Origin of the sequence: Ralstonia sp. GX3-BWBA (assembly GCF_003290055.1) — a bacterium.
In the GTDB taxonomy this organism is placed as follows: Bacteria; Pseudomonadota; Gammaproteobacteria; order Burkholderiales; family Burkholderiaceae; genus Ralstonia; species Ralstonia holmesii.
On the sequence record NZ_QMKS01000020.1, the window covers coordinates 113,731 to 136,460 of the forward strand.

A 22,730-nucleotide genomic window follows, 5' to 3' on the forward strand; every position below is an offset into this window, starting at 1 on the left:
GTCAGTGCGAGGCCGCCAGCAGCGTGTCGATGTGCGCGTCGTTGGTGGCTTCGGGGCGGCGCAGTTGCGTGCTGCGGCTGCCGTCTACTGAGATGGCTGTGTCGCCGTGCACGGTCACGCGGCGTACCAGGCGCGGCTGGTTGCCGTAATCGTTGATGGCGTAGTGCTGCGTGGCACGGTTGTCCCAGATGGCGACGTCGTGCTGGCGCCATTGCCAGCGCACGGTGTTGTCGAGCCGCGTCACGCGATTCTGCAGTAACTCGAACAGCCGCGTCGATTCGCTGCCCGCCACGCCGGTGAAGCGCTTGACGAAGTGGCCGAGCAGCAGGGCGCGTTCGCTGGTCTCGGGGTGCACGTGCACCACCGGGTGCGAGGCTTCATATACCGAGGCGGTAAATACCTCGTGGTGATGCCGCAGGCGCGCACCGTCGATCTGCGTGCGCTCGGCGCCGTAGTCGTAATCGTTGGTGTGCACGGCCCAGAGTTGCTCGGCAAGCTGCTTGAGCGGGTCGGGCAACAGCTCGTAGGCGCGGGCGGTGTTGGCCCAGACGGTGTCGCCGCCGTAAGCGGGAATCGTCACCGCGCGCAGGATCGATACCTTCGGAAACGCATCCAGAAACGTCACGTCGGTGTGCCAGGAATCGGCGCGGCCGCCGCCCTTTGACGCGTCGAGTTCAAACAGTTGCGTGCCGGTGGGCGCCGGCACGGTCGGGTGGGTGACGATGCGGCCGAAGCGCTTGCCGAAGGCCTGGTGCCGGTCGTCGTCCAGATGCTGCTGGTCGCGAAAGAACAACACCTTGTATTTGAGCAGCGCGGCATACAGGCTCGCGAACGCGTCTTCCGTCAGTTCCGCGCCAAGCTTGAGGTCGAGAACCTCCCCGCCGATGTGGCCGGCCACCCGGCGTACGCGCAGGGCGCCAAATGTGGGGTCGATGGCGGCGTTGTGGTCGTGTGGCATGGCGGCTCCGGCAGGAATGGCGATGGACCATGCTAGCCAGCCGGCGCCCAACGGAAAACGAACGGTTTGACATATCCAAATGCAGTTCTGTCCGTCATTGCACTGAACTGTTCGCGAAAGATGCTGAACAGTTCAGCCAAACTGTTCACAACTGTTCATGTCAACGGCTTGAACTGCCGCGCAAGATGGAACCGTGCCGATCCGCAGTCCCCATAAAAATCCACCACGAACCCCGGCACAGGAGTCTCAATCATGCGCGAAATCAGAATCTTCGAACTGGACCGGCCGGGCGTGCCGGTGAGCTGGCGGTCGGCACGGGCCCAAACCATCGCCGCACAAGCCGGGCTGTTGTGGGTCACGCAAGAGCATCAGCGGCAGGACATCTGGCTCAAGCCAGGCCAGTCGATCGACGTACCGGCGGGCGTGCGCTTCTGGCTCTCCGGTGAACCGGTCGAAGGTACGCCGGCGCGCTTTGCCGTGACCGAAGACATCAACGCCCCGCGCCGCCTGCTGCGCTTCATCGGTCTGCTGGTGGTGGCTGCGTATCGGCAGATTCTGCGTGACGACGGGCAGGATGCTGCGCGTACGCCGTCGGCACAGCGGATTGGCACCTAAGCCGTGCGTCAAGCCGGAAACACGAGCCGGAACTCGGTCCGCCCACCCGGCGGGCTGCTGGCCTGCACGCTACCGCCGTGCAGGTCCATGATGGTCTTGACGATAGCCAATCCCAGGCCAGTGGACTGGCTTGATTGCGCACCAGACTGCGCCCGCGAGGGGTCGCCCCGATAGAACCGCTCGAACAGAAGCGGCAGGGCGGGGGCCGGAATGCCTGCCCCGGGGTTGCCCACGGTAATTGCGATGCCCTGCGGCATCAACTCGATCGCTACGTCGATGCGCGCTCCGGCGGGCGTGTGACGTAGCGCGTTGTCGAGCAGGTTGTTGATCGCCCGGCGCAGCAACGTGGCATCCGCGCGCAGTTGCGCATCGCCGCGCACGTCGATGGTGATGTCACGATCAGCCGCCACTGCCTCGAAGTAGTCGACCAGCACTTGCACCTCGTGGCGCGCATCCAGCGGCGCGATGGACAGCGCCACACGGGCATGGTCGGCGCGTGCCAGGAACAGCATGTCTTCGATCATGTGCGACAGGCGCGCGTATTCCTCCAGGTTGGATTCGAGCACGCTGCGGTATTCCTCGACCGTGCGCGGGTGGGCGAGCGTGACTTCTGTCTGGCCTACCAGGTTGGCCAGCGGCGTGCGGAAATCATGCGCCAGGTCTGCCGAGAACTGCGAGAGCCGCGCAAAGCCATCCTGCAGGCGCGTGAGCATGGCGTTGAGTGAAGCCAGCAAGTCGGCCAACTCACGCGGCGCCCCCTGCAGCGTGAGACGCGTATCGAGCTGGCTCGGCACCACGGCCGCTGCCTGATTGCCGATGCGTGCCAACCCGCGCAGCGTGCCGCGCACGAGCAGCAGGCTCAGCAGCGCCACCGCAGCCACACCGCCAAGCACTGCAAACACGATGTGGCGCTGGTACTTGGTGAGCAGTGCTGCACGGCTGTCGCCATCCTGCGCCACCAGCACGATGACTTTTGCGGTGTTCTGCCCCAGCCATGCCTCCGCGGCTACGGCGCGCGATGCCATGCCGGTCATCGACATCCAAGTCTGTACGGAAGACTCCGACGGCGGCACTGCAGCCGGTATCACGCGCGGCATCGTCACCTGTTCGCCCTCGGGGTTCACCTCAACCAGCGTGCGGCCTTCGGGCGTGGCAATGCGCAGGATCAACCCATCGTGGCCCGACACCACATCGGTGTAGCGGTGCGCGGTGCGCGCCAGATCGTCGGCGTTGAGCGCCTCGCTGGCCAGGTGGCGCAACTGCGTGATCTTGCCGAGCAGCATCGCATCGTCAGCCACGCGCAGTTGCGCGTTGAGCGCGAAGTACAGATACGTGCCGGCTGCCGTGAGCGTGACCGATGCCACCACCACAAACGCCAGCACGAGCCTGCCGGCAAGCGACGCGGGCCAGCGCATCAGCGGCCTCATCAGCGATCCACCGCGTCCAGCACGTAGCCCATGCCGCGCAACGTGTGGATCAGCTTGTGCTCGAATGGGTCGTCCACCTTGGCGCGCAGCCGCCGGATCGACACATCCACCACGTTGGTGTTGCTGTCGAAATTCACATCCCACACCTGAGAGGCGATCAGCGAGCGCGATAGCACCTCGCCCGCGCGGCGTGCCAGCAGATGCAGCAGCGCGTATTCCTTGGCGGTCAGGTCGATGCGTTGTCCTGCACGCGTCACGCGGCGCTTGATCGTGTCGATCGTCAGGTCGGCAATTTCGAGGATCTCGCTTTCGCGCAGCGGGCCGCGCCGCAGAATGGTGCGCACGCGCGCCACCAACTCGGCAAAGGCGAAGGGTTTGACGAGGTAGTCGTCCGCGCCCAGTTCGAGGCCTTTCAGGCGGTCGGCCAGTTCGTCGCGTGCGGTCAGGCACAGCACCGGCGTGCTCTTGCGGCGGCGCAGTTCCTGCAGCACCTGCCAGCCGTCCATGCCCGGCAGCATGACGTCCAGCACGATCAGGTCGTAGTCATGCTCCATGGCCTGGAACAGACCATCGGGGCCCGTGCGGGCAAGGTCAGCCACAAAGCCGGATTCCGTCAGGCCCTTGAGCAGGTAGTCGCCCGCTTTGGGCTCGTCTTCAACAATCAGCAGTCGCATGATGAAAAGTGGCGTGCGCTTGATGCATCCGCCAGTGCCGCCACGATATGCCAAAACCCCAGATGGCGGCACAAAGATGACAAGTTTGTCATCTTCGAGTCATGCCCGCGTGGTGCACCGCTCCCTAGACTGGCCCCACTGACATCGCCCCCCTTTCCTGTTTGCTGATGTCAGGCCTTTTGAAGGAGATTCTCATGGCGATTCGATTCCAACGTGTGCTTCCCCTGGCTGCACTGGCCGCAATGCTGGCAACCGGCACGGCTGTGGCCGCGCAAGACAATCACGATGCCTGCTGCGCTCCGCAGATCAAATCGATGTCCGCACCGCTGGCCAAGGCCGGCGCGCGTGACCCGTACACCGATGGCGCCAAGTCCGGTACGCGTGACCCCTACACCGATGGCGGCAAAACCGGCGCCCGCGATCCTTACACGGACGGTGCAGCGCAAGCGGTGCTCGATGCCCGCGTCGGCGCTCGCGACCCTTACACCGATGGGAGCCTGAGCAGCCCGCGCAGCCCGGATCCGTACACCGACGGCGCGATTGCGTAATGCCTCGCTTCCAGCGCGCCGGGGCGGCTCTCATCTGCCTTTTGGCTGCCCCGTTGGCCACCGCAGCGGTGACTGACCCCGTCGCTCCGGTGGCGCTTTCTATGCCCGGCGGGCCTGCGGCTGCGTCATCCGAACGCGTGACGCTGCAGCAAGCCGTTGAACGCGCGGTGCAGTCGCATCCGGCGCTGGCCGCAGCGGGCTATGAAGTGGCCGCCAGTGAAGGGGCGCTCGATCAGGCCCGCCGGCTGCGCAATCCCGAAGCCGCCTTCACGACAGAAGACGTTCGCCGCGACCGAGCCACGATGACGGCGCAACTGAATATCCCATTGGAACTGGGCGGCAAGCGCGGTGCACGCACGCGCGCTGCAGAAATCGCCCGAGACGCCACGGCGCAAGATGCCACCGTGCTGCAGGCCGAGTTGCGTGCGGATGTCGCGCGGGCCTTTTTCGATTTGGTGATTGCGCAGGAGCGCCTGGGGCTCGCGCAGGCGTCGGATGCATTGGCCGCCCAGGCTGAATCCGCAGCCGCGCGTCGCGTGCAGGCGGGCAAGGTGTCACCGGTGGAGCAGACCAAGGCTGGCGTGGCACGTGCCAGTGCTGCCATCGAACTGCGTGACGCGAAAGCTGAGTTGCTGGTCGCCCAGCGCGCATTGGCGGCCTTCTGGGGCATCGCTTCCATCGCGCCCGAAGCCGACGGTAGTGCGGAGACGTTGCCCGTCGTGCCGCCCGAAGCGCGGCAAGCCACTGGCACCCTGGAAAACACGCCCCGCGCCATCCGCGCCCGTCTGGAGATCGACCGGCGCCAAGCGCTCGCCAACGTGGAGCGCAGCAAGCGCGTGCCCGACGTGACGCTCACGGTGGGCGCCAAGCGCGACAGCGCCGCGAACAACAACATGGCGGTGCTCGGCATTGCCGTGCCTTTGCCGCTGTTCGACCGCAACCAGGGCAGCCAGCTCGAAGCACAGCGTTTGGCCGACAAGGCGTTTGAAGACTATCGCGCCCTGCAGCTTGAGCAGAACGCCACGCTTGCGCAGGACGTGGCGCGGCTCGACGCGGCCCGCGCCGCCGTGCAGTCGCTGCGGCAAGACGTGTTGCCCGGTGCGCAGCGCGCGTATGACGCCGCACGCATTGGCTTTGATGCCGGCAAATTCAATTTCCTCGATGTGCTGGACGCCCAGCGCACGCTGTTCCAGGCGCGCGCGCAATACCTGGCCGCGCTGTCCCGCGCGCATCAGGCGGCCGCCGGTATCGATCGCATCCTCGGCCGGTAGTGCGGCCTCTTTCTTTCTGCTGACATGACACTTCCACCGCAACAACGGCGCGCCATCGCGCTCATCGTCGTGCTTGGGGCGCTGGCCGCTGCCGGGCTGTGGTTCGGCATGGGTGCGCGCCAGGCTGCGACGTCCGAGGCCGAGGCGGCACCTGCACCGGCCGCCACCGAGCAGGCCGAGGCGTCCCACGCCGAAACGCTTGCCATGACGGCCGACGCCATCGCCAATGCAAAGATCGGCGTGGAAACCGTAGGTGCCGCCGAGCTGCGAACAGAGGTTGTCCTGCCCGGCGAAATTCGCCTGAACGAAGATCGCACCGCGCACGTGGTGCCGCGCGTGGCGGGCGTCGCCGAGAAGGTAGCGGTGGAGCTGGGCCAACCGGTGGCACGCGGCCAACTGCTGGCCGTGCTGTCCAGCCCCGCGCTGTCGGATCAACGCAGCGAACTACAGGCGGCCCAGCAACGCCTTGCACTCGCGCAGGAAACGCACGCGCGCGAAAAGCGCTTGTGGGAGCAAGGCATTGCCGCCGAACAGGATTACCAGCAGGCGCGTACATCGCTACAGGAAGCCCGCATTGCGGCGGACAACGCCCGCCAGAAGCTGACGGCCATTGGTGCCGCACCGGCGGGTTCAGCGTTGAATCGCTTCGAGCTGCGTGCGCCGTTTGATGGCGTGGTGGTCGCCAAGCATTTGTCGCAGGGCGAAGCGGTGCAGGCAGAAACGGCCGTCTTTACCGTGGCTGATCTGCGCACCGTGTGGGCGGATTTCTCCGTTACTGCCAAGGATCTGGAGGCGGTCACCGCCAACGCGTTGGCCACCGTGCGCGCCACGGCCACCGGCACCGCTGTGCAAGGCAAGGTCTCGTACGTTGGCGCCTTGCTGGGCGAGCTGACCCGCACCGCGCCCGCCCGCGTGACGCTCGACAACCCCAAGCTGGCATGGCGCCCGGGCATGTTCGTCAACGTGTCGGTTGAATCGGGACGTGTGCAGGTGCCCGTGGCGGTGCGCGCCGATGCCGTGCAGACCGTGGATGACAAGCCATCGGTATTCGTGCCCGTGCCGACCGGCTTTGAAGTGCGTCCCGTCAAGACAGGCCGCACTGACGGTACCTGGACGGAAATCCTGGATGGCCTTCCCGCCGGCACGCACTACGCCGCAGCCAACAGCTACGTGCTGAAGGCCGAAGCCGGCAAGTCCGCCGACCACGGCCACTAAAAGGAGGCGCCATGTTTGAACGCCTCTTGCGCACCGTCATCGCGCAGCGCTGGCTGGTGCTGCTGGCCGTGCTGGCCGCCGCCGCGTTCGGCGCGTACAGCTACACGCGCCTGTCCATCGATGCGGTGCCTGACATCACCAACGTGCAGGTGCAGATCAACACCCCGGCACCGGGCTATTCGCCGTTGGAGACCGAGCAGCGCATCACCTATGCGCTGGAAACTGCCATGGCCGGCTTGCCGAAGCTGGAGCAGACGCGCTCGCTCTCGCGCTACGGCCTGTCGCAGGTGACGGTGATCTTCAAGGAAGGCACCGACATCTACTTCGCGCGCCAACTGGTGAGCGAGCGCCTGCAGGCTGCGAAGGAGCAGTTGCCCGATGGCATTTCGCCAAGCATGGGGCCCGTTTCCACTGGCCTGGGCGAAATCTACCTGTGGACGGTGGAGGCCGATGCCAACGCACGCAAGCCCGACGGCACTGTCTACACCCCCGCAGATTTGCGCGAGTTGCAGGACTGGGTGATCCGTCCGCAGATCCGCAACGTGCCGGGCGTGACGGAAGTCAACACCATCGGTGGCTTCGCAAAGGAATTCCTGGTGGCAACAAGCCCGGAACGCTTGGCTTCGTACAAGCTCACCTTGGCCGATGTGGTGGCAGCGCTTGAGCGCAACAATGCAAACATCGGCGCCGGTTATATCGAGCGCAAGGGCGAGCAATACCTTGTGCGCGCGCCCGGGCAGTTGCGCGATGCGGCGGACATTGGCAACGTGGTGCTCGCCAGCCCCAACGGCACGCCGGTGCGCTTGCGTGACGTCGCCACCATCGAAAGCGGCAGCGAGCTGCGCACGGGCGCCGCCACCAGCAACGGGCGCGAGGTGGTGCTTGGCACGGCGTTTCTGTTGATGGGTGAGAACAGCCGCACCGTTTCGCAGGCCGTGGACAAGCGCATGCTGGAAATTCGCAAGACGCTGCCGGCGGGCATTCGCGTGGAGTCCGTGTACGACCGTACGGTGCTCGTCGACAAGGCCATCGCCACGGTCAAGAAAAACCTGCTGGAAGGCGCCATTTTGGTGATGGCGGTGCTGTTCCTCTTCCTGGGCAACCTGCGTGCAGCCGTGTTGACGGCGTTGGTGATTCCGCTGTCGATGCTGATGACGTTCAGCGGCATGGTGTCGGCCAAGGTGAGCGCCAACCTGATGAGTCTTGGCGCGCTGGACTTCGGCATCATCGTTGACGGCGCCGTGGTGATCGTCGAGAACTGCGTGCGGCGCCTTGCGCATGCGCAGGAATCGCGCGGTCGGCCGCTCACGCGCGCCGAGCGTTTCGATGAGGTGTTTGAAGCGGCCCGCGAGGCACGCCGCCCACTGCTGTATGGCCAGCTCATCATCATGGTGGTTTACCTGCCGATCTTTGCGCTCTCGGGTGTAGAGGGCAAGATGTTCCACCCGATGGCGATCACGGTGGTGCTGGCCTTGGCGGCGGCCATGATCCTCTCCATCACGTTTGTGCCGGCGGCCGTGGCCTTGTTCATTGGCGAGCGCGTGGCCGAGAAAGAGAACCGCCTGATGGGTTGGGCGCGCCGCATGTACGCGCCGTTGCTCGAACGCGTCTTGGCCGCGCCGGCCGTGGTTTTGACGTTTGCAGCGGTGGCCGTATCGGTCTCGCTGGTGGCGGCCACCCGCCTGGGCGCGGAGTTTGTCCCCAACCTGAACGAGGGCGATTTTTCCATTCAGGCGATGCGCGTGCCGGGCACGGGCCTCGCGCAATCGCTGGACATGCAGATGCAGATCGAGCGCGCGCTCAAGGCGAAGTTTCCCGAGATCGAGCGTGTCTTCGCGCGCACCGGCACGGCGGAAGTCGCGACCGACGTGATGCCGCCTAGCATCTCCGACGGCTACATCATGCTCAAGCCCGAGCGTGACTGGCCCGCCGGCCCCGATGGCAAACGCCGCAACCGTGACCAATTGCTGGCCGACATTCGTGCCACGGTGGAAGCACTGCCCGGCAATGCATACGAGTTCTCACAGCCGATTCAGTTGCGCTTCAACGAACTGATCTCCGGCGTTCGCAGCGATGTGGCGGTCAAGCTCTTCGGCGACGACATGGGCGTGCTGGAAGCGCAGGCCAGGATGATCGCAGCGCAGCTCGGCAAGCTGACAGGCGCAACGGAAGTGAAGATCGAACAGACCGGCGGACTGCCTTTCCTGAACGTCGACATCGATCGTGACAAGGCTGCACGCTACGGCCTCTCCATCGGGGCGATTCAGGACACGGTGTCCGCGGCCATCGGCGGCAAGGATGCGGGCACGGTATTCCAGGGCGACCGTCGTTTCGGCATTGTCGTGCGCCTGCCTGAAACCTCACGCAGCGACCCGGCTGCGCTGGGCCGCTTGCCGTTGGCGTTGCCGAACGGTCAGGGCTACGTGCCGCTGTCGGATGTCGCCACGCTCAATGAAGTCACGGGCCCCAACCAAGTCAGCCGCGAAGATGGCAAGCGCCGCATCGTCGTCAGTGCCAATGTGCGCGGGCGCGACATTGCCTCCTTCGTTGAAGAAGCGCAGGCAGTGCTCGATGCGCAGGTGCGTCTGCCGGCTGGTTACTGGATGGCGTGGGGCGGGCAGTTCGAGCAGTTGCAGTCGGCTACCGAGCGCCTGCAGATCGTGGTGCCGCTGGCGCTGGCCATGGTGCTCACGCTGCTGTTCATGATGTTCGGCAACCTGAAGGATGGTTTGCTCGTGTTCTCGGGCATTCCGTTCGCACTGTCGGGCGGGATTCTGGCGCTGGCGCTGCGCGGCATTCCGCTGTCGATTTCAGCGGCGGTGGGTTTCATCGCGCTGTCGGGCGTGGCGGTGCTCAACGGGCTGGTGATGCTGAGCTTTATCCGCAGCCTGCGCGAGAGCGGCCAGTCGGTCGACGAGGCGGTGCGTGAGGGTGCGCTCACACGCTTGCGCCCCGTGCTGATGACGGCACTAGTGGCGTCGCTCGGTTTCGTGCCGATGGCGCTGGCAACCGGCACGGGCGCGGAGGTGCAGCGTCCCCTGGCGACGGTGGTGATCGGGGGGATTCTGTCGTCGACGGCGCTGACGCTGCTGGTGCTGCCGGTGCTGTACCGGCTGGCCTATCGGCGGGAGGATGGGCGAGAAGGCGCCACGGCGCAGGCAGATTCGGCAGTGCCGTCCGCTGCGCCGTGACGGCGGTGCTTATTCCGCTTGCAGTGCGGCGATGATCTTTTCGGCGTGGGCCTTGAGCTTGTCGCTGTCGGCCTGCACGCGGGCGTGCGGTTGCAGCGGGGTATCGCTGTAGCGCGGCAGCACGTGAAAGTGGACGTGCGGCACCGTCTGCCCGGCAGCGCTGCCATTGAGCTGGAAGACCGCGATACCCGGCGGCGTAAACGCAGCACGCACGGCGCGCGCCAGCTTGCGCGTGGTGCGGATGGCGGCCGACGCGGCATCGTCCGACAGGTCGAACAGCTCGGCCGCGCCTTCCTTGGGCAGCACGAGCACGTGACCGTCGGCTTGCGGCATGATGTCCATGAAAGCGATGGTGTGGTCGTCTTCGTACACCTTGATGCAAGGCAGTTCGCCGCGCAGGATCTTGGCGAAGATGTTCTGGTTGTCGTAAGTCGCGTCAGGCATGGGTGTCTCCAGTAAGCGGGAAATGCACGGGAAAGCGCTGCGCGAAAGTATATAGGCGACCGGCGGCGACGCGCGTGGCGCAGGTTTGGCACAGATCAAGCCGGCCTGTCGTCAACCGACAGCGGCGCAGCCACGTGTTCTAGCGGCTTGCGTTCGGCAGCCGTCCCCCAGCAAGCCTGCACAGCGGCAGCAAGCAGCATCAGCACCGCGCCGAATGCGTAGCCACCGAACACGGCACCGCGCGAGTGCGTATCGATCAGCCAGCCGAACAGCGCAGGCCCGGCCACGCCGCCAAGCCCCGTGCCCACGGCATAGAACAGCGCGATGGCCAGCGCGCGCACCTCCAGCGGAAAGGTTTCGCTCACCGTCAGGTACGCCGAGCTGGCGGCGGCCGACGCAAAGAAGAACACCACGGTCCACGCGATGGTCTGCGTGGTGCCATCCAGCACACCCGCCTTGAACAGCACGCCACTTGCCAGCAAGAGCACCCCGCTGATGGCGTAGGTCGCGGCAATCATCGTGCGCCGGCCGACCACGTCAAACAGCCGCCCAAGCAGCAGCGGCCCAAGAAAATTGCCCAGCGCGAACGGCAGCAGGTATGTACCGACCTTCGTTGCGGGCACGTCATAGAAATCCGTCAGCACCAGCGCGTAGGTGAAGAAAATCGCGTTGTAGAAAAACGCCTGCGCCGCCATCAGCGCGAGGCCCACCAGCGCGCGTTGCCGGTGCTGCACGAACAGCACGCGTGCGACTTCCATCAAGCGTGGATGGCCGCGGCGGCGCATGCGCAATGCGGGCAGCGGAGCGGTATCGAAGCGATGGCCGCGTGTGGCGATTTCGCTTTCGATGTTCTGCACGATGGTCTGCGCTTCTTCGTGCCGGCCGCGCGTGATGAGCCAGCGTGGGCTTTCCGGAATCCAGAAACGCATCACCAGAATGATGAGCCCCAGCAGGGCGCCGATGAAGAAGCACAGCCGCCAGCCGGTATCGATGCTCATGTGCGCTGGGTCCAGCAGCCACAACGATGCACCTGCGCCCAACGCGGCACCGATCCAGAACGTGCCGTTGATGGCGAGGTCGGTCCAGCCGCGCACGCGTGCCGGCGTCAGTTCCTGAATGGTCGAGTTGATGGCCGCGTATTCGCCACCGATGCCTGCGCCTGTGAGCACGCGAAAGACGACGAGGCTGGCGAAGCTCCACGAAAATGCCGTGGCCAGCGTGGCCAGGATGTAGACGCCCAACGTGATGAAGAACAGCTTGCGGCGGCCCAGTCGATCCGTCATCCAGCCGAACAGCAGTGCGCCGAACACCGCACCGACCAGGTAGGCGCTGCTGGCAATGCCTACCTGCGCGTTGGTGAGATGCAGCGTGGGGCTTTGCTTGAGCGCGCCGGCCACGGCGCCGGCCAGCGTCACCTCCAGGCCGTCGAGCAACCATGTAATGCCCAGCGCAATGACCACGCGCGTGTGAAAGCGGCTCCACGGCAGGCGATCGAGCCGGCCGGGCAGGTCGGATGTATGAAAGGCTGGCGATTCGGGCATCGCGGCGCACTCAAAGTCGAATGCGCTCGATGCAGCACGATTTATTCCCGCGACGGCGCCGCCGAACCTTCAGACGGTGCGCCCGCGAGCAGTGTGTCTTCAAAGAAGCGGCGGCGCGCGTCCTTGTCGGGTTTGCTGCCCTGGTGCCAGAGCGTGGCCTCCGATAGCTGGTAGGCGTACAGCATGAAGGCGCGCGCCTTGGCGTCCTTGCGCGCAAAGCCGATCGCCTGGAAATGCTGGACGTAATAGTCCATACGATGCTCGTCGACGGCTTCGACAGCCTCTTGCGCCATCGGGTCGCGCCGCGCCCACGCACGGATGGCAAATTCGATCATGGCCGTGCGGCGGGCACTGCGTCCGCGAAACGGCAGCGCGAGCAGATCGCGCACGAGCCCCTGCACCGACGGGTTTTGCCGCTCCAGCTTGGGACCCACGCGCGTGCGCTCGCTCCAGTCCTGCAATACCTGGTGCAGCAGGTCGTCGCGGTTCTTGAAGTGCCAGTAGAAGCTGCCGCGCGTAACGTCCAACTGCTTGGCGAGCACGTCCACGCGCACGGCATCAATGCTCTTTGTCACGAGCAGATCGGTGGCGGCGCGCACCCAGTCGTCAGGCGTGAGCTGTGCACGCGGCGCGGCGGGGGAGGCGGAATCGGCATCGACTGCGACGGCTTCGTCGTGTTCGTCGATCTGCGGGGATGACTTTGGCATGAAGGCGGATTCTAGCCCCGCTGACGAGGCTGTCCAGCGCTTAAATCGTGCTGAGGCCCCCAGGTTTGCGCGGGTTGACACGGCAACAAACGCACTCCTACCATGCACATACGTTTGTGTATGGAAGGATCGAGCTACCGTAAGCCTTGGTTTGCGGTTTAGTGCAAGAACCATGCTCGACGATGCCTTCTGCACGGCGTCAAACGATAAGACATCAGGAGACATTTGCATGAAGGCATTCCGACTCGCGCTGTGCGCGGCGGCAGCAGTTGGCACATTCGCGGGCGCATTTTGCCCGAGCACCGTCCACGCCGAGACCGTCAAGATCGCGTGGATCGATCCGCTATCCGGGCTGATGGGGGCGCTTGGCCAGAACCAGCTGCGCAGCTGGCAATACGCGGCCGATCTGGCCAACCAGCAGAACTGGAGCGGCAACGGCACCAAGTTTGAAGTGGTTGGCTTTGACAACAAGGTTTCGCCGCAAGAGAGCCTGACGATCCTCAAGCAGATCACCGACCAGGGCATCCGCTACGTCGCGCAGGGCGACGGCTCCAGCGTGGGCATGGCGCTGCAGGACGCCATCGCCAAGTACAACGACCGCAATCCGGGCAAAGAGATCATCTATCTCAACTACGCCGCGGTCGATCCGGACATGACGAACAACAAGTGCAACTACTGGCACTTCCGTCTGGACGCCAACTCCGACATGAAGATGGAGGCCCTGACGAGCTATCTCGCCAAGGACCAGAACATCAAGAAGGTCTATCTTCTGAACCAGAACTATTCGTTCGGCCACCAGGTGGCGCGCGCGGCCAAGGAATACCTCAAGCGCAAGCGTCCGGACATCCAGGTGGTGGGGGAAGATCTGCACCCGCTCGCGCAGGTGAAGGACTTCTCGCCGTATGTCGCGAAGATTCGTGCTTCCGGCGCCGATACGGTCATCACCGGCAACTGGGGGAGCGATCTGGCACTGCTGATCCGCGCATCGAAGGATGCGGGGCTGACCACCAATTTCTATACGTACTACGCAGGCACCACCGGTGTGCCCACGGCGATGGGGGCCTCCGGCGCAGACCGCGTGAAGGTCATCAGCTACTTCGCGCCGAACGACGGCAACCCGAAGACGAGCGCCGTGCTCGACGGCTTTAAGAAGAAGTACAACGACGACTTCTTCAACGCTGATGTCTACACCGGCATCGCCTTCCTGGCAAAGGCCATCAAGACCAGCGGTTCTGCCGAGCCTGCCAAGGTGGCCAAGGTGATGGAAGGCATGACGGTCGATGGCCTCAATGGCCCGATCGAAATGCGCAAGACCGACCACCAGGCGCAGCAGACGCTGTACGTGACCACCTGGGTGAAGGCCGACGGCAAAAAGATCAAGTACGACCAGGAAAACACCGGCTATGGCTGGCGTACCGACGTCACGCTGGAACCGCACCTTGCGGCCCAGCCGACGTCGTGCCAGATGAAGCGTCCGGCGTCGTAACCGCGTGATCGTGGTGTTCCCGGCCTAGACCGGGGACACCACCCCCGTGCCCGCCAGGTGCCCACGGGCGTTCTCTAGAAAGCGATCCACCGTGGCCTGCACCGATTCCGGCGACCAGCCGGCAATGTGCGGCGTCAGCACGACCTGCTCCAGATCCAGCAGCCCGGCCGGCGGCTTGGGCTCGCTCTCATACACATCCAGCCCCGCGCCCCCCAGCTTGCCTGAGCGGATGGCCGCTTCCAGCGCCGCCGTATCCACCACGCTGCCGCGCGCGATGTTGACCACGTAGCCGTTCGGGCCCAGCGCTTCCAGGATCGTCTGGTTGACGAGGTGCTTGGTCTGCGCGCCGCCCGGCGTGGCAACGATCAGAAAGTCGGCCCACTCGGCCATGTCCTTGAGCGCGTCGAAGTAGCGGTACGACACCCCGTCGCGTGGCTTGCGGTTGTGATAACCGATCTGCATGTCGAAGCCCGCAGCACGGCGTGCGATCTGCAGCCCGATGGTGCCCAGACCAACGATGCCCAGGCGCTTGCTGCAAACACCCGGTTGCAGCGGAATGTCGTCGCGCCAGACGCCATTGCGTGTGGATCGATCCAGCTTGGGAATCCCTCGCACGGTGGCCAGCAGCAAGCCAAAGGCGTGGTCGGCCACGCAGGCGTCGTTGGTGCCGGCGCCGTTGGCAACCGCTACGCCACGGGCGCGGGCGGCCTCCACATCGATGTTCTCGTAGCCAGCGCCCAGCGCGCAGGCCAGTTCCAGCTTGGGCATCGCGGCAATTTCCGCTCCGGTCAGGCCCGTCGAGCCATTGGTCAGCACGATGCGAACTGCTTGCCCGTCGCGCGCGATGGCGGCATCGCGTTCGGCGCGGGTCGGTGCATGGATGACGTGAAAATGTTCAGCGATCTGCGCCACGTTATCGGGCGTCATCGCAATGAGAAGCAGCAGGGTCGGTTGCATGGTCAGGAGAGGAGGCGGGCCGCATGAATGGGGCAAGGCCCCGTCGGCAAGGAGGTGCGTCGCACGGCGCTTGACGATGATAACGTGCGCCCCGCCGCCTTGCTGAAAGCTACGGCCGTCATGCGGTTACACCCCGTTACCGATGAGCGGGTTTGGTTGCACGGGTTTGTAGGGCTGCGGCATAGACTTTGCGGCAAGAGGCGCATGGCCGCAGGCCGCAGAGCAGGTCCGGCCCAGACGCCTTGTTCACAAGACGGGATTGATCATGCAAGCAACGAACAAGTCGGACCGTGCAGGGCGCGTAGCGCGTTGGGTGACAGTGGCCACATTGGCTGCCGTGGCAGCGGGGCTGACAGGCTGCGTGACGGCGCCGGCGTACCCCGGTTATGGCGCGGGCTATGGCGCGGGTTATGCCGCGGGCAGCAATGCTTACGGCAACAGCACCGGCCCGACCACCTACAGTAGCGGCTATGCCAGCGGGTACGACAACACGTATAACAACGGCTACGGCAGCTATGACCCGAACGCGCCGCAGCCCTATCCGCAGCAGCCGGCGCCGACCTATTCGCAGCCACAGCCGACTTACTCGCAACCGAACTATTCGCCGTATCCGAACAACGGCGATCAGTCTTATCAAGCGCCCGCGGATAACCGTTACGGCGTTGTTGAATACGTCGAGGCGGTGCCCGTGCGCGGCCAGTCGAGCGGCGTAGGTGCGGTACTCGGCGGTGTGGTGGGCGGCTTGCTTGGTCACCAGGTTGGTGGCGGCCGCGGCAACACCGTGGCCACCATCGGCGGCGCGGTGGCGGGCGCCATGGCGGGCAACGCCGTGGAAGGCAATACGGTGGTCGGCCAGACTTATCGCGTGACCATGCGGCTGAGCGACAACTCGCGCGTGACGCTCACGCAAAACAACCCGAACGGATTGCGCGTGGGTGATCGCGCCCGCATCGAAAACAACATAGCAGTGCCTTACTAGCCACATCCTGCATGGGGCCGCCCGCGTGGGCTTCAGAAACGGAGCGGGTCGGCCGATATAGCGGAGGCAATAACCCGCCGTGACTGCCATGCTCAATCGACTTTCCATCCGTTTCCGACTCAACGCAGCGCTGGCGCTGCTCGCTTTGCTGCTGGCGATTACCGGCACCATTGGCGTGATCGGGATGCGCGCCTCCGACGCGAATATCAATGAGGTCTACACCAATCAGCTCGCTTCGGCATCGCTGATGGGCAAGGCGCAGCTGAATGCAGCGATCGTGCGTACGACGCTTGATCGGGCGGTCTTCCATCCGGATGCGGCCGACGTGCCGGCCATCATCGAAAAGGCCAACGCTTACCGCGCCAAGTCTGAGGGGGCGTGGAAGCAATACAAGGCGCTGCCCATGAACGCGGAGGAAGCACGCCTGGCCGCCGACGTTGAAGCCAAGCGCACAGCGTTGTTCCGCGATGGCGTCGAACCGCTGATGAGCGCCCTGCGCGCGCACGATACCGCCGCCGCAGATAAGGTGGTCATGACCATCATCCCGCCGCAGTTCGTGGCACTGTCTGCTGCGGTGGACGCACTGGATCGCAGCCAGGCTGAGCAGGCCAAGACCGCCTACGAAGGCGCGGTCGCCCGCTCGCACGCGTTTCTGATGCTGATCGTTGGCGCCATCGTGCTGGGCATTGCTGCGGCACTGGGCTGCGCATTCGGTCTGCACCGCGCGATTTCGGTGCCGCTGTCGAAGATGCTGGGCCACTTCAGCGCGATCTCGAACGGCAACCTGACCGAGCGCATTACCGTCAGCAGTAAGGACGAAATGGGCGCGCTCACGCAAGGTCTCATTGACATGCAGCACGGGCTGATCCGGACCATCGTGACGATGCGCGGCGGCAGCGAATCCATCGCCAGCGCCACCAAGCAGATTGCGGCCGGCAACATGGATCTGTCGCAACGCACGGAAGAACAGGCCTCGTCGCTGGAAGAAACTGCGTCGAGCATGGAAGAGCTGACCAGCATCGTGCGCCAGAACGCCGACAACGCACGCCAGGCCAGCCAGCTTGCGGGCAACGCGTCGGATATCGCCGTCAAGGGCGGTGAGGTGGTGGGCCGCGTGATCGAGACGATGTCGGGCATCAACGACAGCAGCAAGAAGATCGCCGACATCATCGGCGTGATTGAAGGCATTGCGTTTCAGACCAACATCCTCGCGTTGAATGCGGCGGTGGAAGCCGCTCGCGCTGGCGAACAGGGGCGCGGTTTTGCGGTGGTGGCGGGTGAGGTGCGCAGCCTGGCGCAGCGCTCGGCCACGGCGGCCAAGGAGATCAAGGAGTTGATCAGCGATTCGGTTGGCCGCGTTGAGAACGGCTCGACGCTGGTGACCGAAGCTGGCGCGGTGATTGACGAAGTGGTTGTGGCAGTCAAGCGCGTGACCGACATCATGGGCGAAATCAGTTCCGCATCGGACGAACAAAGCGCCGGTATCGAGCAAGTCAACCAGGCCGTCACACAGATGGACGAGGTGACCCAGCAGAACGCCGCGCTGGTGGAAGAGGCAGCGGCTGCTGCGCAATCGCTGGAAGAGCAGGCCGGCGTGCTGCGTGAAGCGGTGGCGTCGTTCCGCCTGCCGGCGGCCGGTGCTCACGCTGAGCCCGTGATGGCGCCCGTGGCCGCAAAGGCGGCGCCCGCTGCGTCGGCTACATCGGCCGCATTGACCGTTTCCAGCCCGGTCGCTAAACCGGTTGCACGCAGACCTGCCGTGGCGACGGCGCGTGCGGCCGGCAAGCGCCCCGCTGCGCCGGTCAAGTCGGCCGCTGTGCCAGTTCAAAGCGCGAAGGTAGCGCCTGCCGTGGCAGCCGAACCCAAACCTGGCAAGCTTGCCTTGGCTGCGGCCTCCAGCGATGCCGACGACTGGGAACAGTTCTGACGCACAAGCCGACACACTCCTCCCAACAAGCCGCGCCCTGAGCGCGGCTTTGTGTTTCAGCGCTGTAACCGATTTGCTGGATTGCTTGGGCCGATGTTGTCAGCCCGGGCTGCGATTCGCGCAGCAACGTCGCGCGCGCGTGGCAAGACAACCCGGCCGGTACGCCTGCGGCCTGCCGTTCGTCATGCCGATCCTTTGCGCATAAGGCTTCGCAACCCGCCCCATGTTGCGCACCGCCGCGCATGGGGCAACATCCCACCGTGCCTGTCAGACGGGCTGCCTGCTCGCCTAACCCAAACACCCTGCACTTGACCGTTCAACGCCTCCGTCATTCGTAGGGAGGCCTTGTACGCTGCCCGGACGACTGTCCCACCCCATCGGATGGCGTTGCATGCCGTGGCGTTGATATTGCTCCCCTCACCGCCCGCGTCTTGCGTTCACCCATGCAACAACCCGGCGCACCCGGCACGTGTCTGAAGGCGTATGTGGTGCGTTGCACCGCATAACCGTGCGCCTCGGCGGGCGTTGGTATGGTCCTCGCGTTCCTCCTCGCGGGAAGCAGGCTAGAGGGCGACGCATCCACCCGATCGACAGCAGGTAAGCGGGACGGATGCCACGGCGCAACGCAGTTGCGCCGGACGTCGAAGAAGACCTTTGGGGGAAGCATGAGTGCCACAGCGCAAGGCGGGGGGTACGCCGGACACTGGCGACGCGCCCGTAGGGTGGGAGCAGGGGAGCAGCCATGAGCGATCTGCCATGGGAGCTTTACCTGGCATTGCTCAATACCTTGACGGTGGCGACCACGCTCGTCATCTTCATCAGCACCGCCGACGATTTCTTCCTGGATGCCTTCTACTGGGTGCGGGAGCTGTGGCTCTGGCCGCAGCGCGGGCGCACGCCGGTCACGATCTCGGCGCAATCGCTGCGCGAGCGCGAAGAGCAATGGCTCGCCATCATGGTGCCGGCGTGGAAGGAGTACGACGTCATCGCCAAGATGGTCGAGAACACTCTGGCGACGATGGAGTACACGCGCTTCATCATCTTTGCCGGCGCGTACCGCAACGATGCGGAGACCACCACCGAAGTCGAGCGCATGGTGCGCCGCTATCCCGGCCGCGTGGTGCGCGCAGCCGTCACGCACGATGGCCCGACGTGCAAGGCCGACTGCCTGAACACCATCATCCAGACCATCATCCGGCACGAGGCAGGCCACGGCATCCGCTTTGCCGGCGTGATCATGCATGACTGTGAAGACGTGATCCACCCGCTGGAGCTGAAGTACTTCAACTACTTCATCCGCGATCAGGATCTCGTGCAGTTGCCGGTGCTATCGCTTGAGCGCAAGTGGTACGAGTGGGTGGCCGGTACGTACATGGATGACTTTTCCGAGACGCACCAGAAAGACCTGGTGGCGCGCCAGGCACTGACCGGCACGGTGCCTGGGGCCGGTGTTGCGCTGTGCTACAGCCGCCGCGCGATCGAAGCGGTGATGAAGGTGCGCGGCGATTCTCCGTTCAACACCAGCACGCTCACCGAAGACTACGACTTCAGTTTCCGACTGCGGGAACTCGGCATGCGTGAAGCATTCGTGCATTTCCCGATCTGCGAGAACGCAGAACCGGCTGAAGACGCCCAGGGCAAGACACGCACACGCTGGCGCTTTGGGCGGCGCAAGGGCGCACGCCCGCAACTGCTGGCCACGCGCGAGTACTTTCCGAGCACGTTCCGCACGGCGTACCGCCAGCGCGCGCGCTGGGTGCTCGGCATTGCGTTCCAGGGTTGGTTGCAGATGGGCTGGAACGGCAACCTCATCACCCGCTACATGTTCTTCCGGGACCGCAAGGGCGTGCTGACGGCGCTATTCTCGATCCTGGCCTACGTGCTGTCGCTGAACTATCTGGCGCTGGCAGCGTTGATGTCAAAAGGCTTGGTCACCATTCCGGACGGCACTTTCGTGGTCGGCAGCATCTGGATGCAGGATCTGCTGGCTGTGAATGCGGCGCTGCTCGTCAATCGGCTGGCGCAGCGCGTGTACTTTGTCGGGCGGCTCAACGGCCCGCTGCAAGGCGTGCTGTGTTTGCCCAGGCTGGTGGTGAACAACTTCATCAACTTTTTCTCGGTATGCCGCGCGTGGAAGATCTTCCTGATCTACTGCCTGACCGGCAAGCCTATCGCCTGGGACAAGACGCAGCACACCTATCTGTCGAACGACGCACTGGGCCGTACGCGCTGCAAGCTGGGCGAGACGCTCATCAAGTGGGAAGTGCTCACGCAGGAGCAGTTGGATGCCGCACTCGCCATCCAGCGCCAAACCGGACGCCGGCTTGGGCAAGTGCTGATCGAGCAGGGCCTGGTGACGCCCGACACGCTGGCCGATGCGCTGGCCGAGCAGGTCGACCTGCCGCGCGTGAGCCTGACCAACGTCGTGCTCGGTGCGCTTGCCGATTGCCTGCCGCGTGACTTGGCAGTACGGCATCACGTGGTGCCGTTCTCGATTGGCGAAGACGGCTCGCTCAACATCGCCGTGTCGGAGTTGCCCGACGGCGCAGTGCTGGAAGAGCTGGCCCATGCGGCCGGCCGCAAGGTCGCGTGCTTCATGGCGTGCGATCACGAAATGTCGGCCGAGCTGGCGCAGATGGCCGACCCCAACCGCCGTACCACGGTCGTGTTTGGCCCGGCGGCGCATTCGGCCATGCTGGCCGTCGAATCCATGACGGGCGCCGGCCCAGGTGTTGCAGCCGGCACGGCACCCGCACCCGAGGCTTCCACCATCCCCCCGATTCCTGTGCCGCCGGACCTGCCCCCTGGGCCAGACCCGCGGCCGAACCCATCTGTTGCGGGAGGTGTGGCATGACACACGAGAGAGTCAACCGTTTAACCGTGCGCCATCTGCGCTGGCCGATTGCTGCGGCAGTGTGGGCGTTGTGTCATGGCGTATCACTGGCAGAGCAGCCTGCGCCGTTGCAGCCCGATGCCTACTTTCGCGCCGATCGCGCTTATCACGCCATCGATGGCAACAAGCTCGACGATGCCGAAGCCGCCACGCGTGCGGCATTGGCCGTGCAGCCTGACAGCCTGCAACTGAACCTGCTGCTGCTGGATGTGCTCACCCGCAAGGGCCAGTTGGATGCGGCACGCGCGCAGGCCGATGCGTTGCTGCAGAAGTATCCCGACGAGCCACGCGTGTACGCCCAGCACGGGTTCCTGGCGCAGAAGGCCAACGACCCCGCCGTCGCTGAACGAGACTTTGCGCGCGCCGTGCAAGGCACCGACTGGACCGCGCAGGAGCAGCGCAACCTGCATCTGGCCTGGTCGGACAGCGCGTATTCCGCCAAGCATCCGCAGGCTGCCCTCGATGCGCTCAGCGGCATGAAGGACACCCCCGATGCCGACGTGCAAGTGCGTCTCGCGCAGTCACGCCTGCAATTGGGCGACCGGGATGGCGCAACCCAGGCTGCCACGCTGGCCGCCGAACACGCTACGGACCCGGCGCGCCAGCGCTACGCCAAGGCGCTGCTCGCCCAGGCGATGGCACCCGAAGCGCAGGCTGCGCCCACGTCCGCCAATGATCCGCGCGTGATCGGCCAGCGTGAGTTGAACGAGGCTTACAGCCATCTGCGTGCGCGTGACGACCGCGCTGCATTGGCAGCGTTCCAGCGCGGCTTCGCCACGGGCGAGGGTAACTGGACCCACTACGCCGATGCCGCCTACGCAGCAAAGCGCCTGGGCGACAACCCGACTGCCATCAAGCTCTTCCGAGAGAGCCTCGACCATGCCGACGCCGATGCCAAGAGCGACCGCGGTGGCAATGGAGACGACCGCCTTCCACCGGATCGCCGCTTCGGCTACCGGCGTGAAGTCGAGCAGATGCAGCGCACGTTCGGCATGGTTCTCTCTGGCGCGTATCAAACGTCTGCATTCGGTTTGCCCAACACGGTCAGCGTGGGGCAGGCTGGCGCAGAGGTGTACTGGCAACCGCCCGGTATCGGCTACCGCGACGGCAGCATCTTCCAGCTCTTCGTACGCGGCTACGACAGCGTGTACGACCGCAACGGCAACACGGGTCTGCCGACCGCGCAGGGCTCGGTGGGCGCACGCTACAAGCCGATCAAGGACATCAACCTGGTGTTCACCGCCGAGCGTCTCTTCCGCATCGGGCAACTGACCACCAACGATACTTTGCTGCGCATCGGCTTCTCGACCGACCAGGGGCTCGACCTGCAGGTCACCAAGCCGCGCTGGCAGACGTGGCAGGTGTTTGGCGAGGGCGCGTACTTCCTCAACCAGGGCCGCATGATCGTCAGCACGGAAATGCGCTACGGACACACGTGGTTACTTAACTCGATCAGCGATCGCCTGACGGTCTATCCGCATATCGTGCTGGCGGGCGATCACGACAACAAGGCGATCGATCAGCGGCTCGCACTGGGTGTCGGCCCAGGCATCAACTTCCGCTACTGGTTTCGCGAGTCGCACTACGCAGCGCCGGCCAGTTGGCTGGATTTGACCGTGCAATACCGCTTGCCATTGACGCACGCGGATCGAGCAAAGGGGGTGGTCGCGCGAGCCATTCTTTGGTTCTAAGTCAGTCCTGGATTCAAGCAGACCCCAGTCAGAGGTGTCGCAGATGAAACGTTTTTGACCGCCGAGGGAAACGGGTAACAAAGAGGAGTTGCAGCGGCATCCGAAGGATGGCGTCGCAGCGCCATGGCGAGTCAAAGCGGGACAGTTGGCACGGCCTTCGCTCAATGGCGAAGTCTGCGCCGACGTCAGAAGCGACACGTTCGTCG

The 22,730-nt window shown here is 64.9% G+C and carries 17 protein-coding genes; 10 read left to right on the plus strand and 7 right to left on the minus strand.

Annotated features, from left to right (window positions below; all coding sequences use genetic code 11):
- Window position 1: 1 nt before the first annotated feature.
- Window positions 2-958, minus strand: a complete 957-nt coding sequence (locus DOD19_RS19370) for a TauD/TfdA family dioxygenase (protein WP_112187396.1) — start codon at window positions 956-958, stop codon at window positions 2-4.
- A gap of 252 nt (window positions 959-1,210) precedes the next feature.
- On the opposite strand from DOD19_RS19370, the gene DOD19_RS19375 reads away from it, so the two are divergent.
- Window positions 1,211-1,573 (plus strand): DUF2917 domain-containing protein, encoded by a 363-nt coding sequence (locus DOD19_RS19375; protein ID WP_024977659.1) that lies wholly within the window; start codon window positions 1,211-1,213, stop codon window positions 1,571-1,573.
- A gap of 8 nt (window positions 1,574-1,581) precedes the next feature.
- Here DOD19_RS19375 and DOD19_RS19380 read toward each other — a convergent pair whose 3' ends face one another.
- Both DOD19_RS19380 and DOD19_RS19385 read right to left on the minus strand, forming a co-directional pair.
- Complete coding sequence (locus DOD19_RS19380; RefSeq protein ID WP_112187563.1) at window positions 1,582-2,991, minus strand: heavy metal sensor histidine kinase; 1,410 nt, start codon at window positions 2,989-2,991, stop codon at window positions 1,582-1,584.
- Between the two features lie 8 nt (window positions 2,992-2,999).
- Window positions 3,000-3,674: a heavy metal response regulator transcription factor gene (locus tag DOD19_RS19385; RefSeq protein ID WP_112187565.1), complete on the minus strand. Its 675-nt coding sequence runs from the start codon at window positions 3,672-3,674 to the stop codon at window positions 3,000-3,002.
- A 194-nt stretch (window positions 3,675-3,868) separates the two neighbouring features.
- Here DOD19_RS19385 and DOD19_RS19390 point away from each other — a divergent pair, with 194 nt between their 5' ends.
- From DOD19_RS19390 to DOD19_RS19405, 4 genes are all read left to right on the plus strand, one after another.
- The gene (locus DOD19_RS19390) at window positions 3,869-4,222 is read left to right on the plus strand and encodes a hypothetical protein (protein ID WP_112187398.1); all 354 of its coding nucleotides are present in this window, start codon (window positions 3,869-3,871) and stop codon (window positions 4,220-4,222) included.
- Between the two features lie 68 nt (window positions 4,223-4,290).
- Window positions 4,291-5,493: a TolC family protein gene (locus DOD19_RS19395; RefSeq protein ID WP_239498046.1), complete on the plus strand. Its 1,203-nt coding sequence runs from the start codon at window positions 4,291-4,293 to the stop codon at window positions 5,491-5,493.
- A gap of 24 nt (window positions 5,494-5,517) precedes the next feature.
- Window positions 5,518-6,708 carry an efflux RND transporter periplasmic adaptor subunit gene (locus tag DOD19_RS19400; protein ID WP_112187402.1) on the plus strand — a complete coding sequence of 397 codons (1,191 nt, stop codon included), beginning with the start codon at window positions 5,518-5,520 and terminating at the stop codon, window positions 6,706-6,708.
- An 11-nt stretch (window positions 6,709-6,719) separates the two neighbouring features.
- A complete protein-coding gene (locus DOD19_RS19405; protein WP_112187403.1) occupies window positions 6,720-9,899 on the plus strand; it encodes a CusA/CzcA family heavy metal efflux RND transporter in 3,180 nt (1,059 codons plus the stop codon).
- A gap of 9 nt (window positions 9,900-9,908) precedes the next feature.
- On the opposite strand, the gene DOD19_RS19410 is transcribed toward DOD19_RS19405, so the two are convergent.
- The 3 genes from DOD19_RS19410 to DOD19_RS19420 all read right to left on the minus strand — a co-directional run bounded on the left by DOD19_RS19410 (window position 9,909) and on the right by DOD19_RS19420 (window position 12,591).
- Window positions 9,909-10,343, minus strand: coding sequence for an HIT family protein (locus DOD19_RS19410; protein ID WP_092971142.1), 435 nt, complete (start codon window positions 10,341-10,343; stop codon window positions 9,909-9,911).
- A gap of 95 nt (window positions 10,344-10,438) precedes the next feature.
- Complete coding sequence (locus DOD19_RS19415) at window positions 10,439-11,884, minus strand: MFS transporter (RefSeq protein ID WP_112187405.1); 1,446 nt, start codon at window positions 11,882-11,884, stop codon at window positions 10,439-10,441.
- Window positions 11,885-11,925: 41 nt separating this feature from the next.
- Complete coding sequence (locus DOD19_RS19420) at window positions 11,926-12,591, minus strand: TetR/AcrR family transcriptional regulator (RefSeq protein WP_024977668.1); 666 nt, start codon at window positions 12,589-12,591, stop codon at window positions 11,926-11,928.
- A gap of 229 nt (window positions 12,592-12,820) precedes the next feature.
- Here DOD19_RS19420 and DOD19_RS19425 point away from each other — a divergent pair, with 229 nt between their 5' ends.
- Window positions 12,821-14,077: a branched-chain amino acid ABC transporter substrate-binding protein gene (locus tag DOD19_RS19425; RefSeq protein ID WP_024977669.1), complete on the plus strand. Its 1,257-nt coding sequence runs from the start codon at window positions 12,821-12,823 to the stop codon at window positions 14,075-14,077.
- Between the two features lie 24 nt (window positions 14,078-14,101).
- Here the strand turns inward: DOD19_RS19425 and DOD19_RS19430 are convergent, their stop codons facing one another.
- Window positions 14,102-15,034 carry a 2-hydroxyacid dehydrogenase gene (locus tag DOD19_RS19430; protein WP_112187408.1) on the minus strand — a complete coding sequence of 311 codons (933 nt, stop codon included), beginning with the start codon at window positions 15,032-15,034 and terminating at the stop codon, window positions 14,102-14,104.
- A gap of 265 nt (window positions 15,035-15,299) precedes the next feature.
- On the opposite strand from DOD19_RS19430, the gene DOD19_RS19435 reads away from it, so the two are divergent.
- From DOD19_RS19435 to DOD19_RS19450, 4 genes are all read left to right on the plus strand, one after another.
- Window positions 15,300-16,013 carry a glycine zipper 2TM domain-containing protein gene (locus DOD19_RS19435; RefSeq protein ID WP_112187567.1) on the plus strand — a complete coding sequence of 238 codons (714 nt, stop codon included), beginning with the start codon at window positions 15,300-15,302 and terminating at the stop codon, window positions 16,011-16,013.
- 88 nt (window positions 16,014-16,101) lie between these two features.
- Window positions 16,102-17,940, plus strand: coding sequence for a methyl-accepting chemotaxis protein (locus DOD19_RS19440; RefSeq protein ID WP_112187410.1), 1,839 nt, complete (start codon window positions 16,102-16,104; stop codon window positions 17,938-17,940).
- Window positions 17,941-18,682: 742 nt separating this feature from the next.
- Window positions 18,683-20,794: a glycosyl transferase family protein gene (locus tag DOD19_RS19445; protein WP_112187412.1), complete on the plus strand. Its 2,112-nt coding sequence runs from the start codon at window positions 18,683-18,685 to the stop codon at window positions 20,792-20,794.
- Window positions 20,791-22,524 (plus strand): tetratricopeptide repeat protein, encoded by a 1,734-nt coding sequence (locus DOD19_RS19450; RefSeq protein ID WP_112187414.1) that lies wholly within the window; start codon window positions 20,791-20,793, stop codon window positions 22,522-22,524. Before DOD19_RS19445 ends, DOD19_RS19450 begins: the two co-directional genes overlap by 4 nt.
- Window positions 22,525-22,730: the final 206 nt, after the last annotated feature.

What these genes read in the sequence shown, in the direction of transcription:
- DOD19_RS19370 (WP_112187396.1), bottom strand. Translation starts at nt 958, where the DNA reads ATGCCACACGACCACAACGCCGCCATCGACCCCACATTTGGCGCCCTG.
- DOD19_RS19375 (WP_024977659.1), top strand. Translation starts at nt 1,211, where the DNA reads ATGCGCGAAATCAGAATCTTCGAACTGGACCGGCCGGGCGTGCCGGTG.
- DOD19_RS19385 (WP_112187565.1), bottom strand. Translation starts at nt 3,674, where the DNA reads ATGCGACTGCTGATTGTTGAAGACGAGCCCAAAGCGGGCGACTACCTG.
- DOD19_RS19390 (WP_112187398.1), top strand. Translation starts at nt 3,869, where the DNA reads ATGGCGATTCGATTCCAACGTGTGCTTCCCCTGGCTGCACTGGCCGCA.
- DOD19_RS19400 (WP_112187402.1), top strand. Translation starts at nt 5,518, where the DNA reads ATGACACTTCCACCGCAACAACGGCGCGCCATCGCGCTCATCGTCGTG.
- DOD19_RS19405 (WP_112187403.1), top strand. Translation starts at nt 6,720, where the DNA reads ATGTTTGAACGCCTCTTGCGCACCGTCATCGCGCAGCGCTGGCTGGTG.
- DOD19_RS19410 (WP_092971142.1), bottom strand. Translation starts at nt 10,343, where the DNA reads ATGCCTGACGCGACTTACGACAACCAGAACATCTTCGCCAAGATCCTG.
- DOD19_RS19415 (WP_112187405.1), bottom strand. Translation starts at nt 11,884, where the DNA reads ATGCCCGAATCGCCAGCCTTTCATACATCCGACCTGCCCGGCCGGCTC.
- DOD19_RS19420 (WP_024977668.1), bottom strand. Translation starts at nt 12,591, where the DNA reads ATGCCAAAGTCATCCCCGCAGATCGACGAACACGACGAAGCCGTCGCA.
- DOD19_RS19425 (WP_024977669.1), top strand. Translation starts at nt 12,821, where the DNA reads ATGAAGGCATTCCGACTCGCGCTGTGCGCGGCGGCAGCAGTTGGCACA.
- DOD19_RS19430 (WP_112187408.1), bottom strand. Translation starts at nt 15,034, where the DNA reads ATGCAACCGACCCTGCTGCTTCTCATTGCGATGACGCCCGATAACGTG.
- DOD19_RS19435 (WP_112187567.1), top strand. Translation starts at nt 15,300, where the DNA reads ATGCAAGCAACGAACAAGTCGGACCGTGCAGGGCGCGTAGCGCGTTGG.
- DOD19_RS19440 (WP_112187410.1), top strand. Translation starts at nt 16,102, where the DNA reads ATGCTCAATCGACTTTCCATCCGTTTCCGACTCAACGCAGCGCTGGCG.
- DOD19_RS19445 (WP_112187412.1), top strand. Translation starts at nt 18,683, where the DNA reads ATGAGCGATCTGCCATGGGAGCTTTACCTGGCATTGCTCAATACCTTG.
- DOD19_RS19450 (WP_112187414.1), top strand. Translation starts at nt 20,791, where the DNA reads ATGACACACGAGAGAGTCAACCGTTTAACCGTGCGCCATCTGCGCTGG.